This window comes from Segetibacter aerophilus (genome assembly GCF_007991655.1).
Classification (GTDB): domain Bacteria; phylum Bacteroidota; class Bacteroidia; order Chitinophagales; family Chitinophagaceae; genus Segetibacter; species Segetibacter aerophilus.
In genome coordinates this window covers 16,878-37,168 of sequence record NZ_BJYT01000025.1, presented here as the reverse complement: position 1 = coordinate 37,168, position 20,291 = coordinate 16,878, and the positions used below count along the sequence as shown (strand labels likewise).

Below are 20,291 nucleotides of genomic sequence, written 5' to 3'. Positions count from 1 at the left end.
CTTTAAAATCTGTATAAAAAGCAATAATGACTACTGTAAAAAAGTTTTCGCTGCCTTGCTTTTCCTATTTGACCAACTCTATAAGTAATCCAAATTGGTTTATTTTACGCCATATCTATTTTACATGAAGGAACGCTACTACTCGCTGGATGTTTTTCGTGGAGCAACTGTCGCTTTAATGATACTGGTAAACAACCCTGGAAGCTGGGCTAATATCTATGCCCCTTTTGAACATGCTACCTGGCACGGATGTACGCCAACAGATCTGGTATTTCCTTTTTTTCTGTTTGCAGTTGGTAATGCTATGGCTTTTGTAGTGCCTCGCTTCCAAGAGAAGGGAACCAATTTCTTTTTAAGAAAGGTGTGTAAGCGAACTGTGTTAATTTTTGCAATAGGCATTTTTCTTAACTGGAGTCCTTTTATTCAGTGGAAGGAGAATGCGTTGGTTTTTAAACAATGGGAGAATATAAGAATACTGGGAGTACTGCAACGAATAGCGATCTGTTATTTTTTCGCCTCGCTGATCGTATATTTCTTCAAGCAGAAAGGTGCAATATTATTAAGTGCCATTTTGCTTCTTGGCTATTGGCTACTTTGCTTTGTGCTTGGTAGAAGCGGCGATCCTTATAGTCTTGCCGGATATTTTGGTACTGATGTTGACAAGTCAATTCTTGGTGTTAGTCATATGTATAAGGGAGAAGGTCTTGCCTTTGACCCCGAAGGTTTGGCAAGTGCAACGGCAGCTATCGTACAAGTGGTGTTAGGCTATTTTGCAGGCAAGTATATCAGGGAAAAAGGTAAAACATGGGAAATGTTATCGCACATATTTCTTGCCGGAGCTTTGCTTGTTTTTGTAGGGTTTATCTGGGATATGGGATTCCCGATAAATAAGAAAATATGGACAAGCAGCTTTGTATTATACACCACGGGGCTTGCACTAATGGTCTTAGCATTTTTTATTTATTTGATCGAGTTTAAAAATGCCACGGGAGGATGGAGTAGGTTCTTTGATGTCTTTGGAAAAAACCCGCTGTTTATCTTTTTTCTTAGTGGATTCTTACCAAGGATTATTGCATTGATAAGATGGACAGATCATCTTGATGAACAAGGTAAGCCGGTGTACATCTCGTCATTTGCGTGGTTCTACCAACATGTTTGTAAACCTATCAGCGAAAATCTAAAACTTGGCTCTTTAATTTATGCGCTCTGCATGGTGGCTTTTTATTGGTCTATAGCCTACTTATTGAATAAAAGGAAAATTTATATAAAAGTGTAAGAAGTAAGTAGCGGGCTTGCGAGTAGGGGAGCTGAAGCAAAACATGCTAAAAGCAAAATAGCAGTACAACCGACGAACGTACTGCGACGCAACAAAAGATTAATCAGGGCTCTATCGCTTGGACAAAAGAACAAAACATTCTTAAACAGCAAACATCACCTCGGCTTTTGCAATACTGTCAGGCTTGCCTACATCTATCAATCTTGCGTCAGAGTGATCGAAAGATTTAATGGTGTGTTCCTTCATCAAATCGAGGTAAACGTCTACCATCGAAAACTTTCCCTGTTGAGAAATGAAGGAGAAGATTTTTGGCTCGATGATATGAATTCCGCTAAAAGCCTTTTGTGCCTCATTTCCCTTTAAAGCTTGCGCCACTCTTTCTTCCCCGGTATGTACATTTCGCCATCCGCATAAGTTATTTCCTTCATCAAATAAAAAGTAGCGGCTTGTTGTGCGATCGGTGGTAGCAAGGGTTGCCAAAGGTTTTTTTTCCTGGTGATAGCCAATCATTGCCTCCAGGTTTAACTCGGTAAGTATGTCAACATTCATTAAGACAATCGGATTTGTCTCGTTTAAATACCCTGCAGCTTTTAATAATCCGCCGCCTGTTTCAAGCACCTTCTCGGTCTCATCGCTTATTGTAATATTGCTGCCCCATCCATGGTTTTTTGTGATTGCATCAATGATCTGCTCTGCAAAATGATGAACGTTGACAACCACGTCTTTAATGCCGTAACGCTGCAGGTATTCGACATTTCGTTGTAATAGACTTTTGCCATGAATAAGAGCCAAAGCTTTGGGATGAAAGTCGGTCCAGGGTTTAAGTCGGCTGCCTACTCCTGCAGCCAATATCATAGCTTTAGTCACAGTCTTTTGCCCTTTTATATTCGAACCGGCTTCAAGAGGTTTACCTTCTACAGTCATCTTTTTAACTTAGGCGTCAAAGAAATTAATCGGGTTATTGAGTTACCAAAGCAGTGACTTCCGGCCCATTTATCCAGTTTTTTGCATCCTGTACGAGGTGCGACAGCTCGACCTTTACACCAAATTTATTCTTGAGGTGCCTGGCCAAAGCATCTGCTGCATACACACTTCTATGCTGACCGCCGGTGCAGCCAAAACCAACCATCAAACTTGAAAATCCTCTCTTTATATAATCCTCAACCGAAATGTCGATAATATCGAAAACACTGTTTAAAAAGTCTGTAATTCTCGTTTTTTGCTCAAGAAAATCTTTCACCTCTTTGTCACGTCCCGTAAGAGATTTATACTCAGGAAACCTGCCAGGATTTAAAATGCCACGCATGTCAAATAAAAAACCGCCCCCGTTTTCTGAATCATCAACAGGTAGTTGCCTTTTGTAAGAGAAGCTGCAAACCTTTACCACCAGCGGGGTGTTTTCATCAGCCTTAACGGTTTCAAATCTTGCAATGATTTCATCGTTTACTACCAGCTTAAGAATTTTGTCAAACTCAGGAGTTTCTAAACCGACCTGTTTGTTCTCCATAAAATACCTAAGGTTGCGCAGGGCAAGCGGGATGCTGGTTAAAAAGTGAGCCTTTCGCTCAAATAATCCCCTAAAACCATACGCGCCTAAAACTTGTAACAACCGTATCAGCACATACCCATTGTACTGGCTTAAAAACATTTGACGATCGATTTGCTTATTTAGCAAAAGCTCTACTTCGTCAATATAACCAACGAGCAATTTATCCTTCCAATCTTCGCTCAGGTTCGCCTTAGCCTGCCAAAGAAGCGACGCAACATCGTATTGCAACGCGCCCTTCATCCCGCCCTGAAAATCGATAAAATGAACCTTGTTGTTGTTTACAATCACATTGCGGCTCTGAAAATCTCTAAACAAGAAATACTTCTGGCTGCTATTGTCAAGGAAAGAGCTCAGCGTTTCAAAATCGTCGAGCATCGCTTGTTTATCGTAAGGAACTTTTAAGGTATCTACGAAGTAGTATTTGAAATATAACAGATCACTTAAAATAGCCTGCTTGCCAAACTCTTTTGCCGTTAAACATCGCTCGTAATCAAGTCCCTCGTCACCGTTGATTTGCACTTTCGCCAATTGCCTCAAAGTCTCCTGGTATAAACTATAAGTGTAATCGTTATGGCCATTTTTTTCCAGCTCATCAAGTAAGCTTTCGGTCCCTAAATCTTCCTGTAAGTAAATTGTTTTTTCTTCATTAACAGAGTAAATCGTGGGCATTGGCAATCCGGCTTTTTTGAAGTGTTGAGAAAAATAAAAAAACGTCTCGTTCTCTCTTATGTTGATGTTATAAGTGGCGATGAAGGTGTCGTTTCCTGCGTAAATTCTAAAATAAATTCTATCGCTGCCAGACTGTGGAAGTTTTTCTATTCTATCCTCTTTCACCTTTTTGAAAGCTTCAAACAAATTGCTGATCTCTGCTACAATTTCTTCCATTAATAAAATTTTTGCGGGGCGGTAAATGTATAATAATTGTGCGAACCGTTAGTAACCCGATAATCAGTTTGAAAAGTTTTTTTGTGCACCCGGCAAATGAATTTCTATTGTGGCTTTTGTTGCGTCGCACACTTGTACTTCGCAACGGTTATTGAACGAAAAATCTTATTTTCCAACCACTAAAACATTTTTATGAAGTACTTCTTATTTCCAATTGTTGTTATCACCTTTTTTAGTTGCGGCACACAGCAAAAAGCCAGGTTGTATAGTGACATTGGCCAGGAGGGCGTGCCTGAGCCCCTCATTACTCAGTCACTTTTTAATGATAAATCAGCCACAATCTCAGAAGACAATATCCAACGAATATTGGATGGTAATTACAAGATGCCACAACGACTTAGAGTTGCCATCGTAAGGCTAGCTGACCCGAAACGTAACCTCTATTGGAATGATGAAGAGTATATTAAAAACGAACAATCGAACATTGAAATACTTTCTACTCAATTAAAAAGATCACCACGAGTAAGTACGGTAGCCGTAGTGCCGGAGTTAATGATTTCAAAACCACTGTCGATAACAAATTTGCGTGAAGCAGGGGTAAGAATGCAGGCAGATGTAATCGTCATTTTTTCAAGTCTTACTGATATCTATTCTAAATACAAGCTATTTACTAAAGCAGACATTAAAGCTTTTGCTACCACCCAGGCTTTAGTGCTTGACACCAGAACTTCTTTGGTGCCATTCACCTACGTTTCTACAAAAGACTTTTTATCACAGAAAACATCAAACGAGTTAAATTTTTTGGAGGCCAGAAAGAGGATACAAAATGAAGCGGTTAAACTTACAATGGAAGACATAGGAACTAAAGTGGTGGAATACTTTAAGTGACTAAGAAGCGAGCGCTAAGCAGGCTTACGAAAACGCAAATAAACTTTATAAGTCGCGTAACCCAGTAAAGCTCCTGATGTATTTAAAATAATGTCATCAACATCAAAAATCCCTAGGACTTTCACCAATTGAATTACCTCTAAGGTTAAACTAAAGGCGAAGGCAATGACTCCGACCTTAGAAAAAGAAGACAGCGAAGGACTAAGAATTGGTAGGAGAAAACCGAGCGGTGCGAAACCAAGAATGTTACCAGCCAGATTTTGAATAACAAATACATCTATCGGTTCTTTAATTAAAACATAGATGGTTTTAAGCGGAATAAAATTAGCCCGGGCAAGATTTTGTTGAAAAGACAGTACCCCATAATACACGTTGTAAGTTATGGTTCCAAACTGAATTTTAAATAAGACAAATTTAGCCAGGAGTACCAGGTAATGAAAAAGAATAACCGCACTAATATTTCTACTCATTTTACAAATTGGAGACACAAAATAACTACTACTGCTTTAGCATTAATGGAGGATCCTGTTTGCTCTTAATGCCAGGTAATGGAAAAAAACGCTCTTAATTTACTCGCCCATCACTTCCTTCACCTTCTTTCTTTGCCTCGGTGGAGTATCATCCATTTTTACAATTTTAGGTGTAAACGTACCTAACATTTCAACAAGGTGCTTTTGAGCATTCATTACAGTTTGAATGTTTTTATAAGCAAAAGGCGCTTCATCTAAACCTCCTCCTATTAGTTTTACTCCGTGTTTTTGTAATTCGTCCTTTAATGCATTCGCTGTAATGGAATCGAGAGCAGCTGTACGACTCATTTTTCTTCCTGCACCATGAGAGGCAGAGTTGATGCTGCCGCTTTCACCTTTCCCTTTTACAATAAATCCAGGGGCTGTCATGCTTCCGGGTATTATACCCAGTACATCTTTCCCTGCGGGCGTAGCTCCCTTGCGGTGTACAATAACTTCTTTCCCCTCATACATTTCCTTCCAGGCAAAATTGTGATGATTTTCAACCATCTTTAAAGGCTGCCTGCCGAGCTGTGCAGCTATTTTATTATGGATAACGTGATGACAGGCGCTGGCATAATCTCCGGCAAGATTCATAGAAAGCCAATATTCAATACCTTCCTCTTCGTCTAAAGTAAACCATGCGAGGTTAGCAGCATCTGGAGGCAGATGCCTTTTGTCTTTAGCTATTTTAGTATAATGGTTTGCAACGTTTGCGCCGATAGCGCGCGAGCCCGAATGCGATAGTAAACCGAGATAAGTTCCGGCATCTATACCAAGAGTCGAGTCCTTTTCCGGTATGTCAACAATTCCAAATTCCACAAAATGGTTTCCTCCTCCCGACGATCCAAGTTGACTTTCTGCTCTGTCTCTTAGCGTTCGAAGAATAGGTATTTCCCGAAACTCCTTACGATATAACACTTCATGGTCAGAACGTTTTTTAAACTCTCGTCCACTTCCAAATAAAGTCGCTTCGTTTAGTTCACGTGAAAAATAGTCTGTACGAAATTCAAGCTCTTTAGGATTAATATCAAAAACAGACAAGCACATCCTGCAGCCAATATCAACACCAACACCATAGGGTATTACAGCATTTTCTGTAGCCAACACCCCGCCAATCGGCAACCCGTATCCTTGGTGTGCATCCGGCATTAACGCACCTAAAATTGATATAGGCAATCTAACTGCATTATTCATCTGAGTGAGTGCGCCCTCTTCAATAAACTCAGCTCCGAAAATGTTATAGGGGACTCCTGTTACTTTAAGATCTACTGTAGCTGCCGCTTTTGCTGCAGCCTTTTCGTCGCGCTCAATTAATGCTCTTGCAATTTTCCCTAAAATTTCGTCTTCAGCATACTCTTTAGGTCTAACCAATACAGCCTTCAACAGCCCTAATGCATGCTCCTTAGAATTGCGTTTATAATTCTTTTCCATTATTTCCATAGCGAAGCTTATGATAGGGCTTTCAGGATATCCTATTGCCCTCAAATCCTTTCCTGATAACTTGAGTTTTGCCATATTGATTTTTAGTAAAGAAACTTTTCTGAATGAAGCTGAGCAAATACAATGCCTTTACGATGTATAAAAAAGAATACGAGTGAAGTAAACATTGCGAGAAATCACTGTACGCAAAGACTGGTAGGCATGAAAATTTAATTCATTTTTAAAAACAGGAAAAAGTATATTCGAACAATAAATAAATGCGTGCCATGAAAACGGTAGAAGATATATTGAGAACAAAGGAAAGTGTGTCAAATACAATTGAACCTACAGCAATGGTTATTGAAGCCTTGCAAAAGTTAATAGCCGTAAACCTAAGCTACCTGGTAGTTTTTGAGGGTGGTGAATACACAGGTATTTTTTGCGAAAGAGATTATACGAGGAAGCTAGTGCTGCAGGGGCGCTCAAGCAGAGATACCATGGTGCGTGATGTAATGACGACTGAACTTCCGGAAGTGACATTAAACGATACAGTAGAAGATTGTATGTACCAAATGAACACTCGCGGTGCTCGCTACTTAGCGGTATTTAATGATAATAACGAATTCGCGGGAATTATTACTATTCACGACCTGCTGCGTGAAGTATTAGCAAGTAAGGAACAAGTGTTTGATAACACACTTGCAAACTCTCTTCTCGATACCGAAGAAGGTGGAAAGTTTTTCTAAATCTTACACAAAACAAATTATCTAAACCAATGTTAGTAACGCCTAAAGCGATATAAGGAAGGTTATGTGGCAATAGAAGACTTTCATATAAAAAAAATAGATGCAGAAGATGCTCACCTGTTAAGCACAGTAGCATTAAAGGCTTATGCTGATCACTATCTTGATCTCTGGTACGACGATGGCAAGTGGTACATGGAAAAATACTTTTCCGAAGAAAGATTGCTAGAGGAGATCAATGATAACAACAGTCTCTTTTTTATAGCGTTTTTCAAAGATTCTCCAGTCGGCTTTTTAAAGCTTAACATAAAAGCTTCTTTAGAAAGATTTGAAGATAAAAATTCACTTGAACTTGAACGTATCTATTTAAACAAAGAAGCAACTGGGAATGGTATAGGAAAAGAACTTATCGAGTTGACAATTAAAGTCGCAGAAGAAAATAGCAAAGACCTGGTATGGTTGAAAGCAATGGATACAAGTGAAGGGCCCATAACCTTTTATAAAAAAATGGGTTTTGAAATTGCAGGAACACATCGTCTAAAACATCCTCTAATGAAGGAGGAGTTGCGGGGCATGGTGGTCATGATAAAAAACTTAACGGGCAAATAGAATTTGTTCTGTTTGCCCGTTATTTATTATAGTAAGAACTGTTCTTAGTTAAATTATTACTTCACGTCTTAGGCATGTCTGGTTACATATCCAATTCTTCTCCCATTTTCAGTAAATAGGTTTCCGCTTCTATCAATAAATATTTGTTGTTGATCATCATAAATTACATACGGATAGTTAGACCTGTTTGCTGACGATATTTTTGCTACTACAACAGCCCGGTTTCCTCTTAACATTATTACCTGGTTATCGGAAGTAATAAAATATTGTTGCGAATTGTTCCCGTTAAATCTGATGTCATAAACAAGCTGAATATTTGATGACCCATTTCTGTTTCGACTATTCCCTTGGCCATAACGCCCGTCATTAGTACGAGGATAGTTGCCGCGATTATCATCGGAAGGGTAAGTATTTCTTCCTGATGGATTACTCCTTCTAGGGTTAGTAGGATAATTAGTTCTAGGATCTTGTGGTACCGGATATGTTCTTCCACCATTAGGAGAAGGATACGTTTTAGAACCATTTGGATAGGGGTTCCTTCTATCATCAGGAGTGCCGATAGCAACATCAGTATTGACCCTGTTAGTTTGTGTCGTTGTACTATTCCATCCCCGTGCTATTGCAGCCAGCCTGTCACTTTCACCCGGATGTGTAGCACTTGCATATGGGCTCGCAATTAATTTCATCGCCAATTGAGCCTGTTGAAGGCTTGCGCCCATTCTACGCAAAACCAGCCCGGAATACTCATCAGCTTCCAGCTCTTTTGGTATCTGACTTCCTCTTCCATCTAAAGTATGTCCAAGTAAATGATGCCCTATTTCATGACCGATAACACTTATCGAAGCCCATTTGTCTCTTGCTGCATTATCAAGCTGATCTATAAAAGATGGATTGTACAAAATGTACCGTATGTTTTGATACATTATAGCAGCGGCATTATCAACCTGGGTAGTTGCTTCAACTTTAAAATTTTGCTGAATATCAGAAACGTCCATAATATCATTGATAATAGAGCGAGCCTCACTAACGCTTGAAAAACCAATGGCTGTTGATGGTTTTTTTGCAAGGATTGCCGCCATATTTATGGGCTTATCCAAATGAAAACCTCTGGGCTGGTTTTGTGCCCACAAGCTAAGAGAGCTTATTAATACAAAAGAAAGAGCGTATATTTTTTTCATGATGTTTTTGTTTTTTTAAATCACAGGTATAATATTAAAAACAACGCCAGATTTACACTGCAAATAGTATTTAACAAGTCTTTGTATTAACAAGTAGAAGTGACTTTTTTCAGTAGAACTTGTGCTAGTATCGTTTCGAAGTTGCCGGCTTCTTATCATCGATTTAACTTCATCACGTCCCAATGCGTTCATCAAAAGTGCTATCATGAAATCATTTATTTCAAACGATAGCTACTTACAAATTCAACATTACATCCTTGAAATTCGAAAATGACAATTTGGATTTTCAAGGATGATTAATTAAAACTTTGGAAGATATTTTGTTAGTAAGGCTTGAAGGTTACAAATTACAATCCCATCCTTAGTTCGATATTCATCCGCGTCTGGTACTACTACAAAATTCTTTTTTGTTTCTAGATCAGCAATGCTTTGATAGTTCCCCTTGCTGATTGCTGGCGCATTACTAAGTTTAACTTCTATACATGCAACAGGCTTTATACCCCTGGCTAAAACAATATCATATTCTGCCCCAGCTTGTGTGCGGTAATAATAAAGGTCGAAATCAGCAGGTTTTAGCTCGTTGACTTGTTCAACTACATAACCTTCCCAGGAAGAACCAACAACAGGATGGCCTTTTAATACATGAATGTTTGGAACGTTACTAAGCTGATGAAGCAGCCCGCTATCCCTTATATATACTTTAGGCGCTTTCACCAATCGCTTGCGGGTATTAATAAAAAAAGCAGGCAGCCGGTGAACAAGAAAAGCACCTTCCAAAAAATCAACGTACCTGTTTACAGTTGGGGCAGTTATGCCAAGTGACCTTGCCATCATTTCCGCATTCCATACACTGCCGTTGGTATGAGCTAGCATGCTTAGTAATCTTCCAATAGTATTTCCTGATAAATCAACACCAAACAAGCTTCCTAAATCCCTTTCTATATAACTGCGTACAAAGCTATTTACCCATTCTGTCGCAGCTTTATCAGATCGCGCTAATAATGCAGATGGAAATCCTCCACGTAACCAATGTTTTTGCATTGTTATTTTTTCTGGAAGCTCCATTAGATTAACGGGTGAAAGTTCACGATAAGCAATACGGCCTGCTAGCGATTCTGAAACCCCTTTTACCAATTGAGGCGAAGCACTTCCTAATAATATAAATCGCCCGTTTCGTCGATCGTTATCGATAACGGAGCGCAAAACAGAAAAGAGTGATGGAATAGTTTGAACTTCATCAATTATAATACACTTGTCTTTGTTGTCTGATAAAAACGTAAAAGGATCTTGTAGTCTGCGTACATCTAAAGGGTTTTCTAAATCAAGGTAAAGAGTGGGTCTTTTTTGTACGGCAGCTATTTCTTTTGCTAATGTAGTCTTACCAACTTGTCGCGCTCCCAGTATGGCAACAGCGGGAAATTGCCTTAGCAAACTTTTAATCTCGTTATTTAGTTTTCGTTCAATCACCTAACAAATATAATTTTCTTCCTTGAAAATCAAAAATGACATTTTTGATTTTCAAGGAAGAAAAAATTTGACAGGTCCTTCAAAAGACGGTTGGGTACGAGCAACTGGGCGTTCATTCTTTGAACAGTCAAACTAATTAAAGAGTAATAACCCATCCTCATGTTTTCCAAATATATAATTTGGTCTGGAGTGTTTTGCTTTTACAGTTAACCTAACAATAAAATTAATTTTAATCGTTTCGCTAATTTTTTTAGCAAAAATTAGCTAATTTTATTGTCATAAAAATTTAAACAATTATGGAACAGATAACAAAATTCTTCAACTGGTCAGAACTTGGAATGAACGAATACCTACTGGTCGCTCATCCTGACGCTGCAGTAACAAACAAGGTAATCGCTGAAAAAGAAAGCTTTACAGCAGAATATCGACAAAGGATTGCAGCGAAAACAAAACCTCATATTACCATTGCCAATTTTGTAGCACGGGAGGCTATGGAAGAAACGATTTTGCGATACACACAAAGAATTTGTAGTCAACAACAGAGCTTTAATGTTTTTCTCAATAACTATAGTGGGTTTCCTCCCCATACAGTTTACCTGCGGGTTCAAAATCCGCAGCCTTTTAAACGGCTTGCTAAAGAGCTTAAAGCAGTAAGTAACTATATCAGTTCATGTTCCTGCCCACCTGCGAAACTTATTGGCAATCCGCATTTAACTATTTCAAGAAGAGTCCCTGAAACGCTTTACCTAAAAGCCATGATGGATTATTCGCGAAAGACTTTCCATGAAACATTTATGGTGAATGAACTTGTTCTTTTAAGAAGAAGCCACCAGTTTGATACATGCAAAGTGGTTCATGTATTCCGTCTACAACCAATGGAGGATGGGTTTTTTGGAAACTTGTTATTTAATTGACTCAAAAACTTACGACTATGAATAATAATATTTTGGCTCTTCCCGGGTATCGCATGTGCGAGTACCTATTAGTACTGCATCCGCATGAAGAACTTCGAAATAAAATCATGAATACTAAAAAAGATTTTGCTTCAAAGTTTGAATCTCCTTCCGCAGAAAAGGGAGCACCTCACATTACGCTTGCTACTTTTAGCCAATTGCAAATGATGGAAGACCGCATTCTTAACCGTTTAAAGATGATTGCTATGGCCATGCCCGCTTTTAAGGTAGAGCTCAAAGATTTCGGCAGCTTTCCTTCACACACTATTTATATAAGCGTTGCCTCCCAGGCACCCATACAAATGCTGGTAAAAAGCCTTAAAGCTGCGCAGTCACTAATCAAAACGAAAGAGCATAAGCCTTACTTTAACGATAACCCCCACATAACTGTCGCTCGTAAATTGCTTCCGTGGCAGTATGAAAAAGGCTGGCTCGAATACAGCCAAAAGCATTTTACAGGTCGCTTTATCGCAAGTGATATGTTGTTGCTTCGCCGTCCTGAAGGCGTTAAATCTTACCATGTCGTGCAGAAGTTTGAGTTTATGAATATGCCGGTGGTGACAACGCAGGGAAAGTTGTTTGCCTGAGCTGGGATAGTTTAAACAATAATGGGGCATTTATGGCCTAAGTGGAAATAAGGAAGATAGTTATTGAGCCGGCATTTATGGTACTATGAGGCTTCTCTTGCGTCGCACCCTTGTACAATTTAAAACACCATTGAACTTATCATTTCCGGGCGAGGCAAGAAACTGCGGGCTTATTAAAAATTGAATTGAGATGTCAAAGAATCAAGAAGCAAACTCTCTGGAGGAAAACGGCCAGCAAGAGGTTAATCAATACTTAAAGGGTAGGGGTGCTCAGATAAATACACGAAACAGGTTTCTTAAAAACACAGAGGTAAAAGAGCATATAGAAGGCATTGACGATTGGACAGAAAAGAATGAATCAACACAATACTTTGAAGACAATGCAAAAGGAATTGTAAACAAAGTTGAAAGCCCCGACCTTGGTCTCATGTATAGCATGAACCCATACCAAGGTTGCGAGCATGGTTGCATTTATTGCTATGCCCGCAATTCATTTGAATATTGGGGATATTCTGCAGGACTTGACTTTGAACGAAAAATTATTGTAAAGAAAAACGCACCCGATCTGCTTCGTAAGTTTTTATTGCATCCAAAATGGGAGTGTGTACCTATTAGTCTCAGCGGCAATACCGATTGCTATCAACCTGCGGAACAAAAATTTAGACTTACCAGGGGCCTGCTTGAAGTATGTAACGAGTTTAATCAGCCTGTTGCCATGATTACCAAAAATGCTGGCATGCTTCGAGATAAAGACCTGCTACAGGAAATGGGAAAAAAGAACCTGGTTTCCGTACTTGTATCTATTACTTCTTTCAATGAGGAACTTAGACGCGTGATGGAGCCACGAACAACAACGGGCAAACAACGCTTGAGACTAATTGATGAAATGAGCAAAGCCGGGGTAAGAATGGGTGTAATGTTGGGTCCGATGATACCAGGGTTAAATGAACACGAAATGCATAACATTATTAAAGCCGCAAGTGAGGCGGGTGCTACGTTTTCTGCTTATACATTCATTCGTTTAAACGGTGCTATCAAATTACTTTTTCACGATTGGCTATACAAAAATTTTCCCGATCGGGCAGACAAAGTATGGCACTTAATAGAGGCAAGTCACGAAGGAAAGGTAAACGATAGCCGCTGGGGAGTACGAATGCGAGGCGAAGGAAATGTGGCAGAGATGGTAGCGCAACAATATCGCAAGTACACCGCAAAGTATGGGTTGAACCATGAGCGTCTTGATCTGGATTGCTCAAACTTTAAAAGGCCCGGAGAGCAGATGAGGTTGTTTTAAAAAGGTGTAACAAATATGGATTCGATAGAAGAGTATTTCAATTTAGGCTTTTTGAAAAACGGCTGCCAAAAGATGTAAAATTGAAGTGATTGCGACGCAACGACGATGCTATGGAAAACCGTGGCTGGTATCTTAACAAATAAAGAGATTAAGCTTCTACAGCTTATTTTTTTGAACTGCTTGCTAAAACATTAGTAATAATAAAAACAAAATTATATGGAAAGGGAAATTTTCAATAGCATATATAAAGGCACAAAAGATTTTACTCAACACGACGTTCACCGTGCAAATGCAACCGGCTTCAGCACGCCTGCCGACGAATACATGGAAAGAGGGATAGACCTAAACGAGCAACTAATTAAAAATAAACCCGCGACTTTTTTCTTTAGAATGAATGGCGACTCGATGGAAGGCGCGGGCATTTTTAGCGGCGACGTTCTTATTGTTGACAGAAGTATTACGAACGTAAACGGAAAAGTAATAGTAGCTGTTTTGAATGGTGAAATGCTGGTGCGCCGTCTCGATAAAACCTTTAACAAAATAAGACTGGTGCCTGAAACCACTAAGCTTGCTGTTATTGATGTAGATCCTTTTTCAGACTTTTCTGTTTGGGGGGCGGTGACGTATGTGGTACATGAGCTTTGAAGGAAAAGTAAAAAGAAAAAAGTAAAAAGGAAAAAGTGAAAACTGGTGTTTTGCTTGGCGGTCCAAACTGGGAAAGCGTTCGGCAAAAACTGGGCATATTTGAAAAGGAGATAAGCAAACAGCAAGGATTTATGAAAGCTATAGTGGATTGCAATAATTTTTACTGCTCGTGCGAACGATTGTTTAAACCTCACTTAAAAGCAATTCCTGTTGTTGTGCTAAGCAATAATGATGGCTGTATTATTTCGCGAAGTGATGAAGCAAAGAAGCTGGGTATTAAGATGGCGCAAGCCTATTTCTTAAGCAAGCCTTTATTGCAACAACACGGTATTACAGCATTTTCGTCCAACTACAATTTGTATGGAGACATGAGCAAGCGTGTGATGGAAACAATGCAAAGTATGTTTCCATCTACGTGTATAGAGGTGTATTCTGTTGACGAAGCCTTTGTAGACATGTCGCATGTTCCTGCAAAAGAGCTGCATAATACAGTTAAAGAGTTGAAGGAAAGGATAGGGCAGTGGACAGGTATACCCGTTTCAATAGGAGTAGCTCCAACAAAAACGCTGGCAAAAATTGCAAACCGACTCGCTAAAGAAAATAAAGAAAAGAGCAGGTGTATGCTAATACTAGACACACCGGGAAAGGTGGATGCAGCACTAAGGCGAACGCCTATAGGTGAAATTTGGGGTGTGGGAAAACAATATGCAATAAAGCTGGAAAAGCTGGAGGTTAAAACAGCATTTGAATTGAAGCAAATGCCCGAAGAATGGGCGAGGCAACAACTTGGTGGAGTTGTTGGGGTAAGATTGATAAAGGAGCTGAAAGGCATTCATGCAATAGGTCTTGATGAGCAACTATCAACAAAAAAAATGGTTTCGTGCACTCGCCGTTTTGGTCGTCCTCTTACAGACTTGACGCAGATGAAAGAAGCAGTTGCAATGTATGTTAGCCGGGCGGCGGAGAAACTAAGAAGACAACAAAGCGCGGCCGGGCAAATGACTGTTTTTGTAATTGAGAAAGCGTTAGATAAAGGAGACGTTTATAAACCAAACGAGCCTATTAAAAGGGAAGTTATACTACCTGTAGCAACTTGTGTAACAACCGAATTAATAAAGCCTGCGGTTGCCTTGTTAGAGAAACTGTATAGAGAAGGAGTCGTCTATGAAAAAGCAGGGGTAGTTTTTGGCAAGCTTGTTCCTGATGCCTCTTTACAAGGAAATTTTTTTGCTGCCTCATCTTCAACCGAGCATAAATTCCTCATGAGTAAGGTCGACAATATAAATTTCAGCATGAGGAATGAATTGGTAAAAGTTGCTTCGTCAGGTGTGGATCGACCTTGGAAAATGAAACAGGAGTTGCTTAGCAAGCGATACACAACTCGTTGGGTTGAACTAAGGGAGGTAAACTAGTGAATGATGAAGTTGGACGGAATGCCGTTGGGCGTTTTAGCATCCGCGCAAAGGCATTGTTTTTGTGTTCGATTTTTAAAACCTATTATATGCAAGATCAATCATTTCAGCTTTTATTGAATGGCGTTCCTTATATCGTTAAGGCCGCACCTTTTGATTTTAATGGAGATACCCGCTTTACTGTTAGTTACAATGGCAGTGACGACTTTGTTTTTACTTACGATAGAACAGTAGGTCACTACGTGGCCATTGGTGATGACACTGATACAATACCAGCCGACCTTGAAGTTGCAATAGCTGAAAGGCTGTACGCTTTAGCTTAAATAGAACGTTCTTACCTTTTTAGAATGAACCTTTTTCTAGTTCTTTTTACAAAACACGACAAATTGAGGTTGCTTTTGAAACATCCCATACTATTAACATTAAAAGGGACTTTCTACTTTTCGCTATAATACACTTTTAGACAAAAAAGAAATTAACCCTCTATTTTGTTTGACAGGGATTACATTTGCACAATTTGTTTAAAATATGCCACGCGATAATTCTATAAAATCTGTCTTAATAATTGGATCTGGCCCCATCGTAATCGGGCAAGCTTGCGAGTTTGACTACTCAGGTTCACAAGCAGCGAGAAGTTTACGCGAAGAAGGGATTAAAGTTATCCTGATAAACAGCAATCCCGCAACCATCATGACTGACCCTATGATGGCAGATCGGGTTTACCTGCTTCCTCTCAATGTAGATAGTATTGAAAAAATCCTTACTGAAAACCAAATCGATGCTGTCTTGCCTACAATGGGTGGACAAACTGCACTCAATCTCTGTAAAGAGGCTGATGAATTAGGAATTTGGGAAAAATACAATTGCCGGTTGATAGGCGTTGATGTTGCCGCTATAGACACTGCTGAGGACCGTGAGAAATTCAGGCAGTTAATGGTAAAAATAGGAATGGCAGTTGCACCAAGTCGGGTTGCTAATAGTGTTCTCGAGGGAAAAGAGTTTGCTCAGCAAATAGGATTTCCACTTGTTATACGCCCTTCTTTTACTCTTGGAGGTTCGGGGGGTGGATTTGTGCATAGTAAAGATGAATTGGACGAGGCACTCAACCGCGGCCTTACGGCTTCGCCGATGCACGAGGTGTTAGTAGAAAAAGCAGTTTTGGGGTGGAAGGAATACGAGCTTGAATTGCTTCGAGATCAAGCGGATAATGTCGTCATCATCTGTACTGTTGAGAATGTTGACCCGATGGGAATTCATACAGGTGACAGTATTACCGTAGCGCCTGCTATGACCTTAAGCGATACAGCTTTCCAGGAAATGCGTAACAAAGCGATTTTGATGATGCGAAGCCTGGGAAATTTTTCAGGAGGTTGTAATGTTCAGTTTGCCCAAAATCCTGAGACGGAAGAATTAATCGCTGTTGAAATAAATCCACGTGTAAGTCGTTCATCGGCTCTTGCCTCTAAAGCTACCGGTTACCCGATTGCAAAAGTTGCTTCCAAATTGGCCATAGGTTATAACCTGGACGAACTGAAAAACCAAATTACTCAGACCACTTCTGCCTACTTTGAACCTGCGCTTGATTACGTCATCGTGAAAGTTCCCCGTTGGAATTTTGACAAGTTCAAGGGCGGCAATGATACGCTTGGCTTGCAGATGAAGAGCGTGGGTGAGGTAATGGCTATCGGAAGAAGCTTTACAGAAGCACTACAAAAGGCTTGTCAAAGTCTAGAAAACGATGCTTTAGGATTAGGTTATTACGGCAAAAGCCTAATGAGAAGTAGCGAGTTGATTGAGTATATAAAAACACCGAAATGGGATAGGATCTTTAGAATAAAAGATGCTTTGATGCAGGGCGTGACTGTTAAAACAATTGCACAGGCAACAGGTATCGACCGCTGGTTTCTATTTCAAATTCAAAAGATTTGTGACCTTGAAAAACAGTTGTCGAAATACACGATCGAAACTTTACCCGAAGAGCTGTTAAAAGAAGCAAAGAAAAACGGTTTTGGTGACGAGCAGATTTCGAGAATAATGCGCAATTGCACTGAGGAGCAGGTGTACGAAAAAAGAAAGGCTTTAGGAATTACCCGCGTCTACAAAATGGTGGATACCTGTAGCGCAGAGTTTGAGGCAAAGACGCCCTACTTCTATAGCACGTTTGAATAACATGAACTAATGACGTTGTTGCTTCAAGGTTGCAACAACGTACAAGAGTGCGACGCAACAATGTTAGGGGTAGTTATCTTGTTGGGATAAAAATAAAAGAAACTTGAATATGCTTAGTTAAGGCTGCTTGTTAGAGCAGCCTTAACTTTTATACCTTGTTTACTATTTTTTAAGGGCATGATCAATGTGTTTGCAGCCACTTCTAAACCATCTTTTAAACTTAACATCCCGCGCAATCGCTTTTTCTTTTAATAATTATTGACCTTTTATAAAAAAGCTTTTAAAAGGTGGAAAGTACGCTGTAGGGTGTGCGTGGAAATTTTAAATATATAAGTCCACAAGGCGTGGTTAGCCGGGTTAATCTTATTTTGATTTCTTTTGTTACAATCATTAAGATATTAATTGAACACTGTTGCGTCGCACTCTTGTACTTTTTTAGCAGTGGCAGCAAGGTTGAGATTGTAGATATGACACATAAAACAAAAGGTATTGTCTTGCGTACCGTGAAGTACGGCGAAACAAGTATTATTACCACTGTCTACACTGAGCTTTTTGGTATTCAGTCCTATATCGTAAAGGGTGTTAGGCAGAGCACAAAGAAGTCTTCAGGTAAGGCTATTTACTTTCAACCTGCTGCCATACTCGATATGATAGTGTACCATAACGAGTTTAAAAATTTGAATTTTATCAAAGAGTATCAGTGGGCATATTTGTTTCAAAACCTTTTGTTTGATGTGGTAAAGAATACCGTTTCAATGTATATCGTAGAGATGCTTCAGCACAGTTTAAAACAACCTGAAGCAGGAGCTGAATTATTTTATCTTACAGAAGATACATTGAAGCAATTAGACACCGGGAGCTCAACTTTAACCGCCAACCTACCTTTATATTTTAGCCTTCATCTTGCATCGGAACTAGGTTTTCGTATCCAGGGAGACTATAACGATCAAACCCCTTTTTTGGACTTGCAGGAAGGCCAGTTCGTTGAACAGAAGCCGAGCCACTCCTATTTTCTAGAGAAGCAGCTAGCTTCTGCCACTTCACAACTACTTTCAATCAATTTCTACAATGATCTGGAGAGCATCCACTTTAGCCGGGATGTACGGAAAAGCCTGGTTGTTGCTTACCAGAATTACGTTGCTCTTCATGTTCCGGATTTTGGAGAAATTAAGAGTTTGCCTGTTTTACAGGAGATTTTCAGTTAAGATAGATTTAGTAATTTTATAGAAATGGAATTGTATGAAAGCGATTGAGCAAGTTCCTAAAACTGCACTAGATGTTTTCAGGTTGTTACCTGAAGGAACTTTATGTGAAGTAATAGATAACGTATTGTATATGTCTCCAGCCCCAAAATATATGCACCAAAACCTGCTCTTTCTTTTGGCAAAAAGGATAGATAATTATTTAGAACAAACTGCTAAAGGTCAAGTAATCATTTCGCCATTTGATGTCTATTTCGAAAACCTATTGTCAGCAGTTCAACCTGATCTATTGGTGCTTTTAAACGAAAGCAAGGATATTTTAAAAAACGACGGTTATATTCACGGAGCTCCTGACCTGGTAATAGAAGTTCTGTCCGCAGATAAAAAGAGAGATACAGTACAAAAGAAAAACCTGTATGAGAAAGCAGGCGTAAAAGAATATTTTGTGGTCGAACCAGAGACACGGGAGATGACAGCGTGGGTGCTGACCGACGGAACATATCAACTTCAATACACTCAAGTTGGCTTGTTTAAATCTGCGCTACTTTCATTCGAGTTTGAATTCTAATGTATTTGTAAGAGAATTTACGCAGGAGGAATAAAAGACAAAAGGAGAAAGTTCAATTTCTCCTTTTGTCTTTTATAAGATACCCATTCGTCGTCCACTTCTATCTATCCCTCCGGTCTGCAATAGGCCCCGGAGCATCTTCAGTGTTGTCGATTTCACCGTTTTTGCCCACTACCGTATATACAACCCGTCCTTTCGGATCTGCATCTTCTTTGTAGTAGGTGCCGTTAAGTTCATAAAATTTCTCTCCGTTCACCGTAACTGATTTCGCGCCTCTTGGCAGAGATGCTACCTGTGCCCCCATTGGCGCATTTACCACTTCGTAGTTTCGATCATCAAAACGTCGATAGTAAACACCGTTATAGAAATAATATTCCTCAGGACCTACATAAATTGGAATATACCCCATTGGAAGCATGCCAATTCGAATACCAACCGGAGGCAAAATCATTTGAAAGTAAGTTCCATAAGGGCGGTAAAAGTTACCACCATGATAATAGTAAGGATTGCCGCCAAACGTAATTGAAATACTACCGCGAGGCACTCCATAGTAACGAGGCCCGAAAACAACAGGTGAGGTATATCGAGGCCTTACAACAACCGACGGCCTATAATTATAATTTGGGTAGGCCCTATATTGACTTCCATAATCATTTCGATAAACTCTACTATTGCTGCCTCTGTAACTTTGAACATAATCCCTGTAACTTCTTGAATAATTTCCCCTGTAACCTCTCTGCGCTTTTGCACTACTTGTCGAACTACCTATAAGTGCTAACAACAGCAGTATAGGCAGTACCCGTACTAACGTTTTCATTGTAATAATTTTTGCAGTGGAAATTTACACAGAAACTCAAAATTGGTTTTTGAGAAATCGGTAAACAAAAAGGGCTTTTAGGTTTTTTGGATTTTGATAACAGAAAGAGCCTTACTAC

General features: G+C 39.6%; 20 protein-coding genes. 13 read left to right on the top strand and 7 right to left on the bottom strand.

Annotated elements, in window-relative coordinates; all coding sequences use genetic code 11:
* Nucleotides 1-124: 124 nt before the first annotated feature.
* Nucleotides 125-1,276: an acyltransferase family protein gene (locus tag SAE01_RS20705; protein ID WP_147205717.1), complete on the top strand. Its 1,152-nt coding sequence runs from the start codon at nt 125-127 to the stop codon at nt 1,274-1,276.
* Nucleotides 1,277-1,417: 141 nt separating this feature from the next.
* Here the strand turns inward: SAE01_RS20705 and SAE01_RS20700 are convergent, their stop codons facing one another.
* Nucleotides 1,418-2,200 (bottom strand): nucleotidyltransferase family protein, encoded by a 783-nt coding sequence (locus tag SAE01_RS20700; RefSeq protein WP_147205716.1) that lies wholly within the window; start codon nt 2,198-2,200, stop codon nt 1,418-1,420.
* A 34-nt stretch (nt 2,201-2,234) separates the two neighbouring features.
* Complete coding sequence (locus tag SAE01_RS20695; protein ID WP_147205715.1) at nt 2,235-3,710, bottom strand: RapZ C-terminal domain-containing protein; 1,476 nt, start codon at nt 3,708-3,710, stop codon at nt 2,235-2,237.
* A gap of 192 nt (nt 3,711-3,902) precedes the next feature.
* Between SAE01_RS20695 and SAE01_RS20690 the strand changes: the two genes are divergently transcribed.
* Nucleotides 3,903-4,598 carry a hypothetical protein gene (locus SAE01_RS20690; RefSeq protein ID WP_147205714.1) on the top strand — a complete coding sequence of 232 codons (696 nt, stop codon included), beginning with the start codon at nt 3,903-3,905 and terminating at the stop codon, nt 4,596-4,598.
* A gap of 14 nt (nt 4,599-4,612) precedes the next feature.
* Here the strand turns inward: SAE01_RS20690 and SAE01_RS20685 are convergent, their stop codons facing one another.
* On the bottom strand, nt 4,613-5,068 hold the full coding sequence (locus SAE01_RS20685) for a VanZ family protein (protein ID WP_147205713.1): 456 nt from the start codon (nt 5,066-5,068) through the stop codon (nt 4,613-4,615).
* Nucleotides 5,069-5,167: 99 nt separating this feature from the next.
* On the bottom strand, nt 5,168-6,625 hold the full coding sequence (locus SAE01_RS20680; RefSeq protein WP_147205712.1) for an RtcB family protein: 1,458 nt from the start codon (nt 6,623-6,625) through the stop codon (nt 5,168-5,170).
* 191 nt (nt 6,626-6,816) lie between these two features.
* Here SAE01_RS20680 and SAE01_RS20675 point away from each other — a divergent pair, with 191 nt between their 5' ends.
* Both SAE01_RS20675 and SAE01_RS20670 read left to right on the top strand, forming a co-directional pair.
* The gene (locus tag SAE01_RS20675; protein WP_147205711.1) at nt 6,817-7,275 is read left to right on the top strand and encodes a CBS domain-containing protein; all 459 of its coding nucleotides are present in this window, start codon (nt 6,817-6,819) and stop codon (nt 7,273-7,275) included.
* Between the two features lie 66 nt (nt 7,276-7,341).
* The gene (locus tag SAE01_RS20670; RefSeq protein WP_218029210.1) at nt 7,342-7,881 is read left to right on the top strand and encodes a GNAT family N-acetyltransferase; all 540 of its coding nucleotides are present in this window, start codon (nt 7,342-7,344) and stop codon (nt 7,879-7,881) included.
* Nucleotides 7,882-7,949: 68 nt separating this feature from the next.
* Here the strand turns inward: SAE01_RS20670 and SAE01_RS20665 are convergent, their stop codons facing one another.
* On the bottom strand, nt 7,950-9,059 hold the full coding sequence (locus tag SAE01_RS20665; RefSeq protein WP_147205710.1) for a M48 family metalloprotease: 1,110 nt from the start codon (nt 9,057-9,059) through the stop codon (nt 7,950-7,952).
* Nucleotides 9,060-9,359: 300 nt separating this feature from the next.
* Nucleotides 9,360-10,526, bottom strand: a complete 1,167-nt coding sequence (locus SAE01_RS20660) for an ATP-binding protein (protein WP_147205709.1) — start codon at nt 10,524-10,526, stop codon at nt 9,360-9,362.
* A gap of 296 nt (nt 10,527-10,822) precedes the next feature.
* Here SAE01_RS20660 and SAE01_RS20655 point away from each other — a divergent pair, with 296 nt between their 5' ends.
* The 9 genes from SAE01_RS20655 to SAE01_RS20615 all read left to right on the top strand — a co-directional run bounded on the left by SAE01_RS20655 (nt 10,823) and on the right by SAE01_RS20615 (nt 19,356).
* On the top strand, nt 10,823-11,440 hold the full coding sequence (locus tag SAE01_RS20655; RefSeq protein WP_147205708.1) for a 2'-5' RNA ligase family protein: 618 nt from the start codon (nt 10,823-10,825) through the stop codon (nt 11,438-11,440).
* A gap of 17 nt (nt 11,441-11,457) precedes the next feature.
* Nucleotides 11,458-12,066, top strand: a complete 609-nt coding sequence (locus tag SAE01_RS20650; RefSeq protein WP_147205707.1) for a 2'-5' RNA ligase family protein — start codon at nt 11,458-11,460, stop codon at nt 12,064-12,066.
* Between the two features lie 190 nt (nt 12,067-12,256).
* Entirely contained in the window at nt 12,257-13,360 is a 1,104-nt protein-coding gene (locus SAE01_RS20645) for a PA0069 family radical SAM protein (RefSeq protein WP_170234227.1), read from the top strand.
* Between the two features lie 216 nt (nt 13,361-13,576).
* A complete protein-coding gene (locus tag SAE01_RS20640) occupies nt 13,577-14,005 on the top strand; it encodes a LexA family protein (RefSeq protein WP_147205706.1) in 429 nt (142 codons plus the stop codon).
* 35 nt (nt 14,006-14,040) lie between these two features.
* The gene (locus SAE01_RS20635; protein WP_147205705.1) at nt 14,041-15,417 is read left to right on the top strand and encodes a Y-family DNA polymerase; all 1,377 of its coding nucleotides are present in this window, start codon (nt 14,041-14,043) and stop codon (nt 15,415-15,417) included.
* Nucleotides 15,418-15,506: 89 nt separating this feature from the next.
* Nucleotides 15,507-15,740 carry a hypothetical protein gene (locus tag SAE01_RS20630; protein ID WP_147205704.1) on the top strand — a complete coding sequence of 78 codons (234 nt, stop codon included), beginning with the start codon at nt 15,507-15,509 and terminating at the stop codon, nt 15,738-15,740.
* Between the two features lie 205 nt (nt 15,741-15,945).
* The gene (carB, locus tag SAE01_RS20625) at nt 15,946-17,586 is read left to right on the top strand and encodes a carbamoyl-phosphate synthase large subunit (protein WP_147205703.1); all 1,641 of its coding nucleotides are present in this window, start codon (nt 15,946-15,948) and stop codon (nt 17,584-17,586) included.
* A 467-nt stretch (nt 17,587-18,053) separates the two neighbouring features.
* Nucleotides 18,054-18,791 (top strand): DNA repair protein RecO, encoded by a 738-nt coding sequence (gene recO, locus SAE01_RS20620; RefSeq protein WP_147205702.1) that lies wholly within the window; start codon nt 18,054-18,056, stop codon nt 18,789-18,791.
* A 34-nt stretch (nt 18,792-18,825) separates the two neighbouring features.
* Complete coding sequence (locus SAE01_RS20615; protein WP_147205701.1) at nt 18,826-19,356, top strand: Uma2 family endonuclease; 531 nt, start codon at nt 18,826-18,828, stop codon at nt 19,354-19,356.
* A 100-nt stretch (nt 19,357-19,456) separates the two neighbouring features.
* Here SAE01_RS20615 and SAE01_RS20610 read toward each other — a convergent pair whose 3' ends face one another.
* On the bottom strand, nt 19,457-20,173 hold the full coding sequence (locus SAE01_RS20610) for a DUF6515 family protein (protein WP_147205700.1): 717 nt from the start codon (nt 20,171-20,173) through the stop codon (nt 19,457-19,459).
* Nucleotides 20,174-20,291 lie beyond the last annotated feature (118 nt).

What these genes read in the sequence shown, in the direction of transcription:
- SAE01_RS20705 (WP_147205717.1), top strand. Translation starts at nt 125, where the DNA reads ATGAAGGAACGCTACTACTCGCTGGATGTTTTTCGTGGAGCAACTGTC.
- SAE01_RS20700 (WP_147205716.1), bottom strand. Translation starts at nt 2,200, where the DNA reads ATGACTGTAGAAGGTAAACCTCTTGAAGCCGGTTCGAATATAAAAGGG.
- SAE01_RS20695 (WP_147205715.1), bottom strand. Translation starts at nt 3,710, where the DNA reads ATGGAAGAAATTGTAGCAGAGATCAGCAATTTGTTTGAAGCTTTCAAA.
- SAE01_RS20690 (WP_147205714.1), top strand. Translation starts at nt 3,903, where the DNA reads ATGAAGTACTTCTTATTTCCAATTGTTGTTATCACCTTTTTTAGTTGC.
- SAE01_RS20685 (WP_147205713.1), bottom strand. Translation starts at nt 5,068, where the DNA reads ATGAGTAGAAATATTAGTGCGGTTATTCTTTTTCATTACCTGGTACTC.
- SAE01_RS20680 (WP_147205712.1), bottom strand. Translation starts at nt 6,625, where the DNA reads ATGGCAAAACTCAAGTTATCAGGAAAGGATTTGAGGGCAATAGGATAT.
- SAE01_RS20675 (WP_147205711.1), top strand. Translation starts at nt 6,817, where the DNA reads ATGAAAACGGTAGAAGATATATTGAGAACAAAGGAAAGTGTGTCAAAT.
- SAE01_RS20665 (WP_147205710.1), bottom strand. Translation starts at nt 9,059, where the DNA reads ATGAAAAAAATATACGCTCTTTCTTTTGTATTAATAAGCTCTCTTAGC.
- SAE01_RS20655 (WP_147205708.1), top strand. Translation starts at nt 10,823, where the DNA reads ATGGAACAGATAACAAAATTCTTCAACTGGTCAGAACTTGGAATGAAC.
- SAE01_RS20650 (WP_147205707.1), top strand. Translation starts at nt 11,458, where the DNA reads ATGAATAATAATATTTTGGCTCTTCCCGGGTATCGCATGTGCGAGTAC.
- SAE01_RS20645 (WP_170234227.1), top strand. Translation starts at nt 12,257, where the DNA reads ATGTCAAAGAATCAAGAAGCAAACTCTCTGGAGGAAAACGGCCAGCAA.
- SAE01_RS20640 (WP_147205706.1), top strand. Translation starts at nt 13,577, where the DNA reads ATGGAAAGGGAAATTTTCAATAGCATATATAAAGGCACAAAAGATTTT.
- SAE01_RS20630 (WP_147205704.1), top strand. Translation starts at nt 15,507, where the DNA reads ATGCAAGATCAATCATTTCAGCTTTTATTGAATGGCGTTCCTTATATC.
- carB (WP_147205703.1), top strand. Translation starts at nt 15,946, where the DNA reads ATGCCACGCGATAATTCTATAAAATCTGTCTTAATAATTGGATCTGGC.
- recO (WP_147205702.1), top strand. Translation starts at nt 18,054, where the DNA reads ATGACACATAAAACAAAAGGTATTGTCTTGCGTACCGTGAAGTACGGC.
- SAE01_RS20615 (WP_147205701.1), top strand. Translation starts at nt 18,826, where the DNA reads ATGAAAGCGATTGAGCAAGTTCCTAAAACTGCACTAGATGTTTTCAGG.
- SAE01_RS20610 (WP_147205700.1), bottom strand. Translation starts at nt 20,173, where the DNA reads ATGAAAACGTTAGTACGGGTACTGCCTATACTGCTGTTGTTAGCACTT.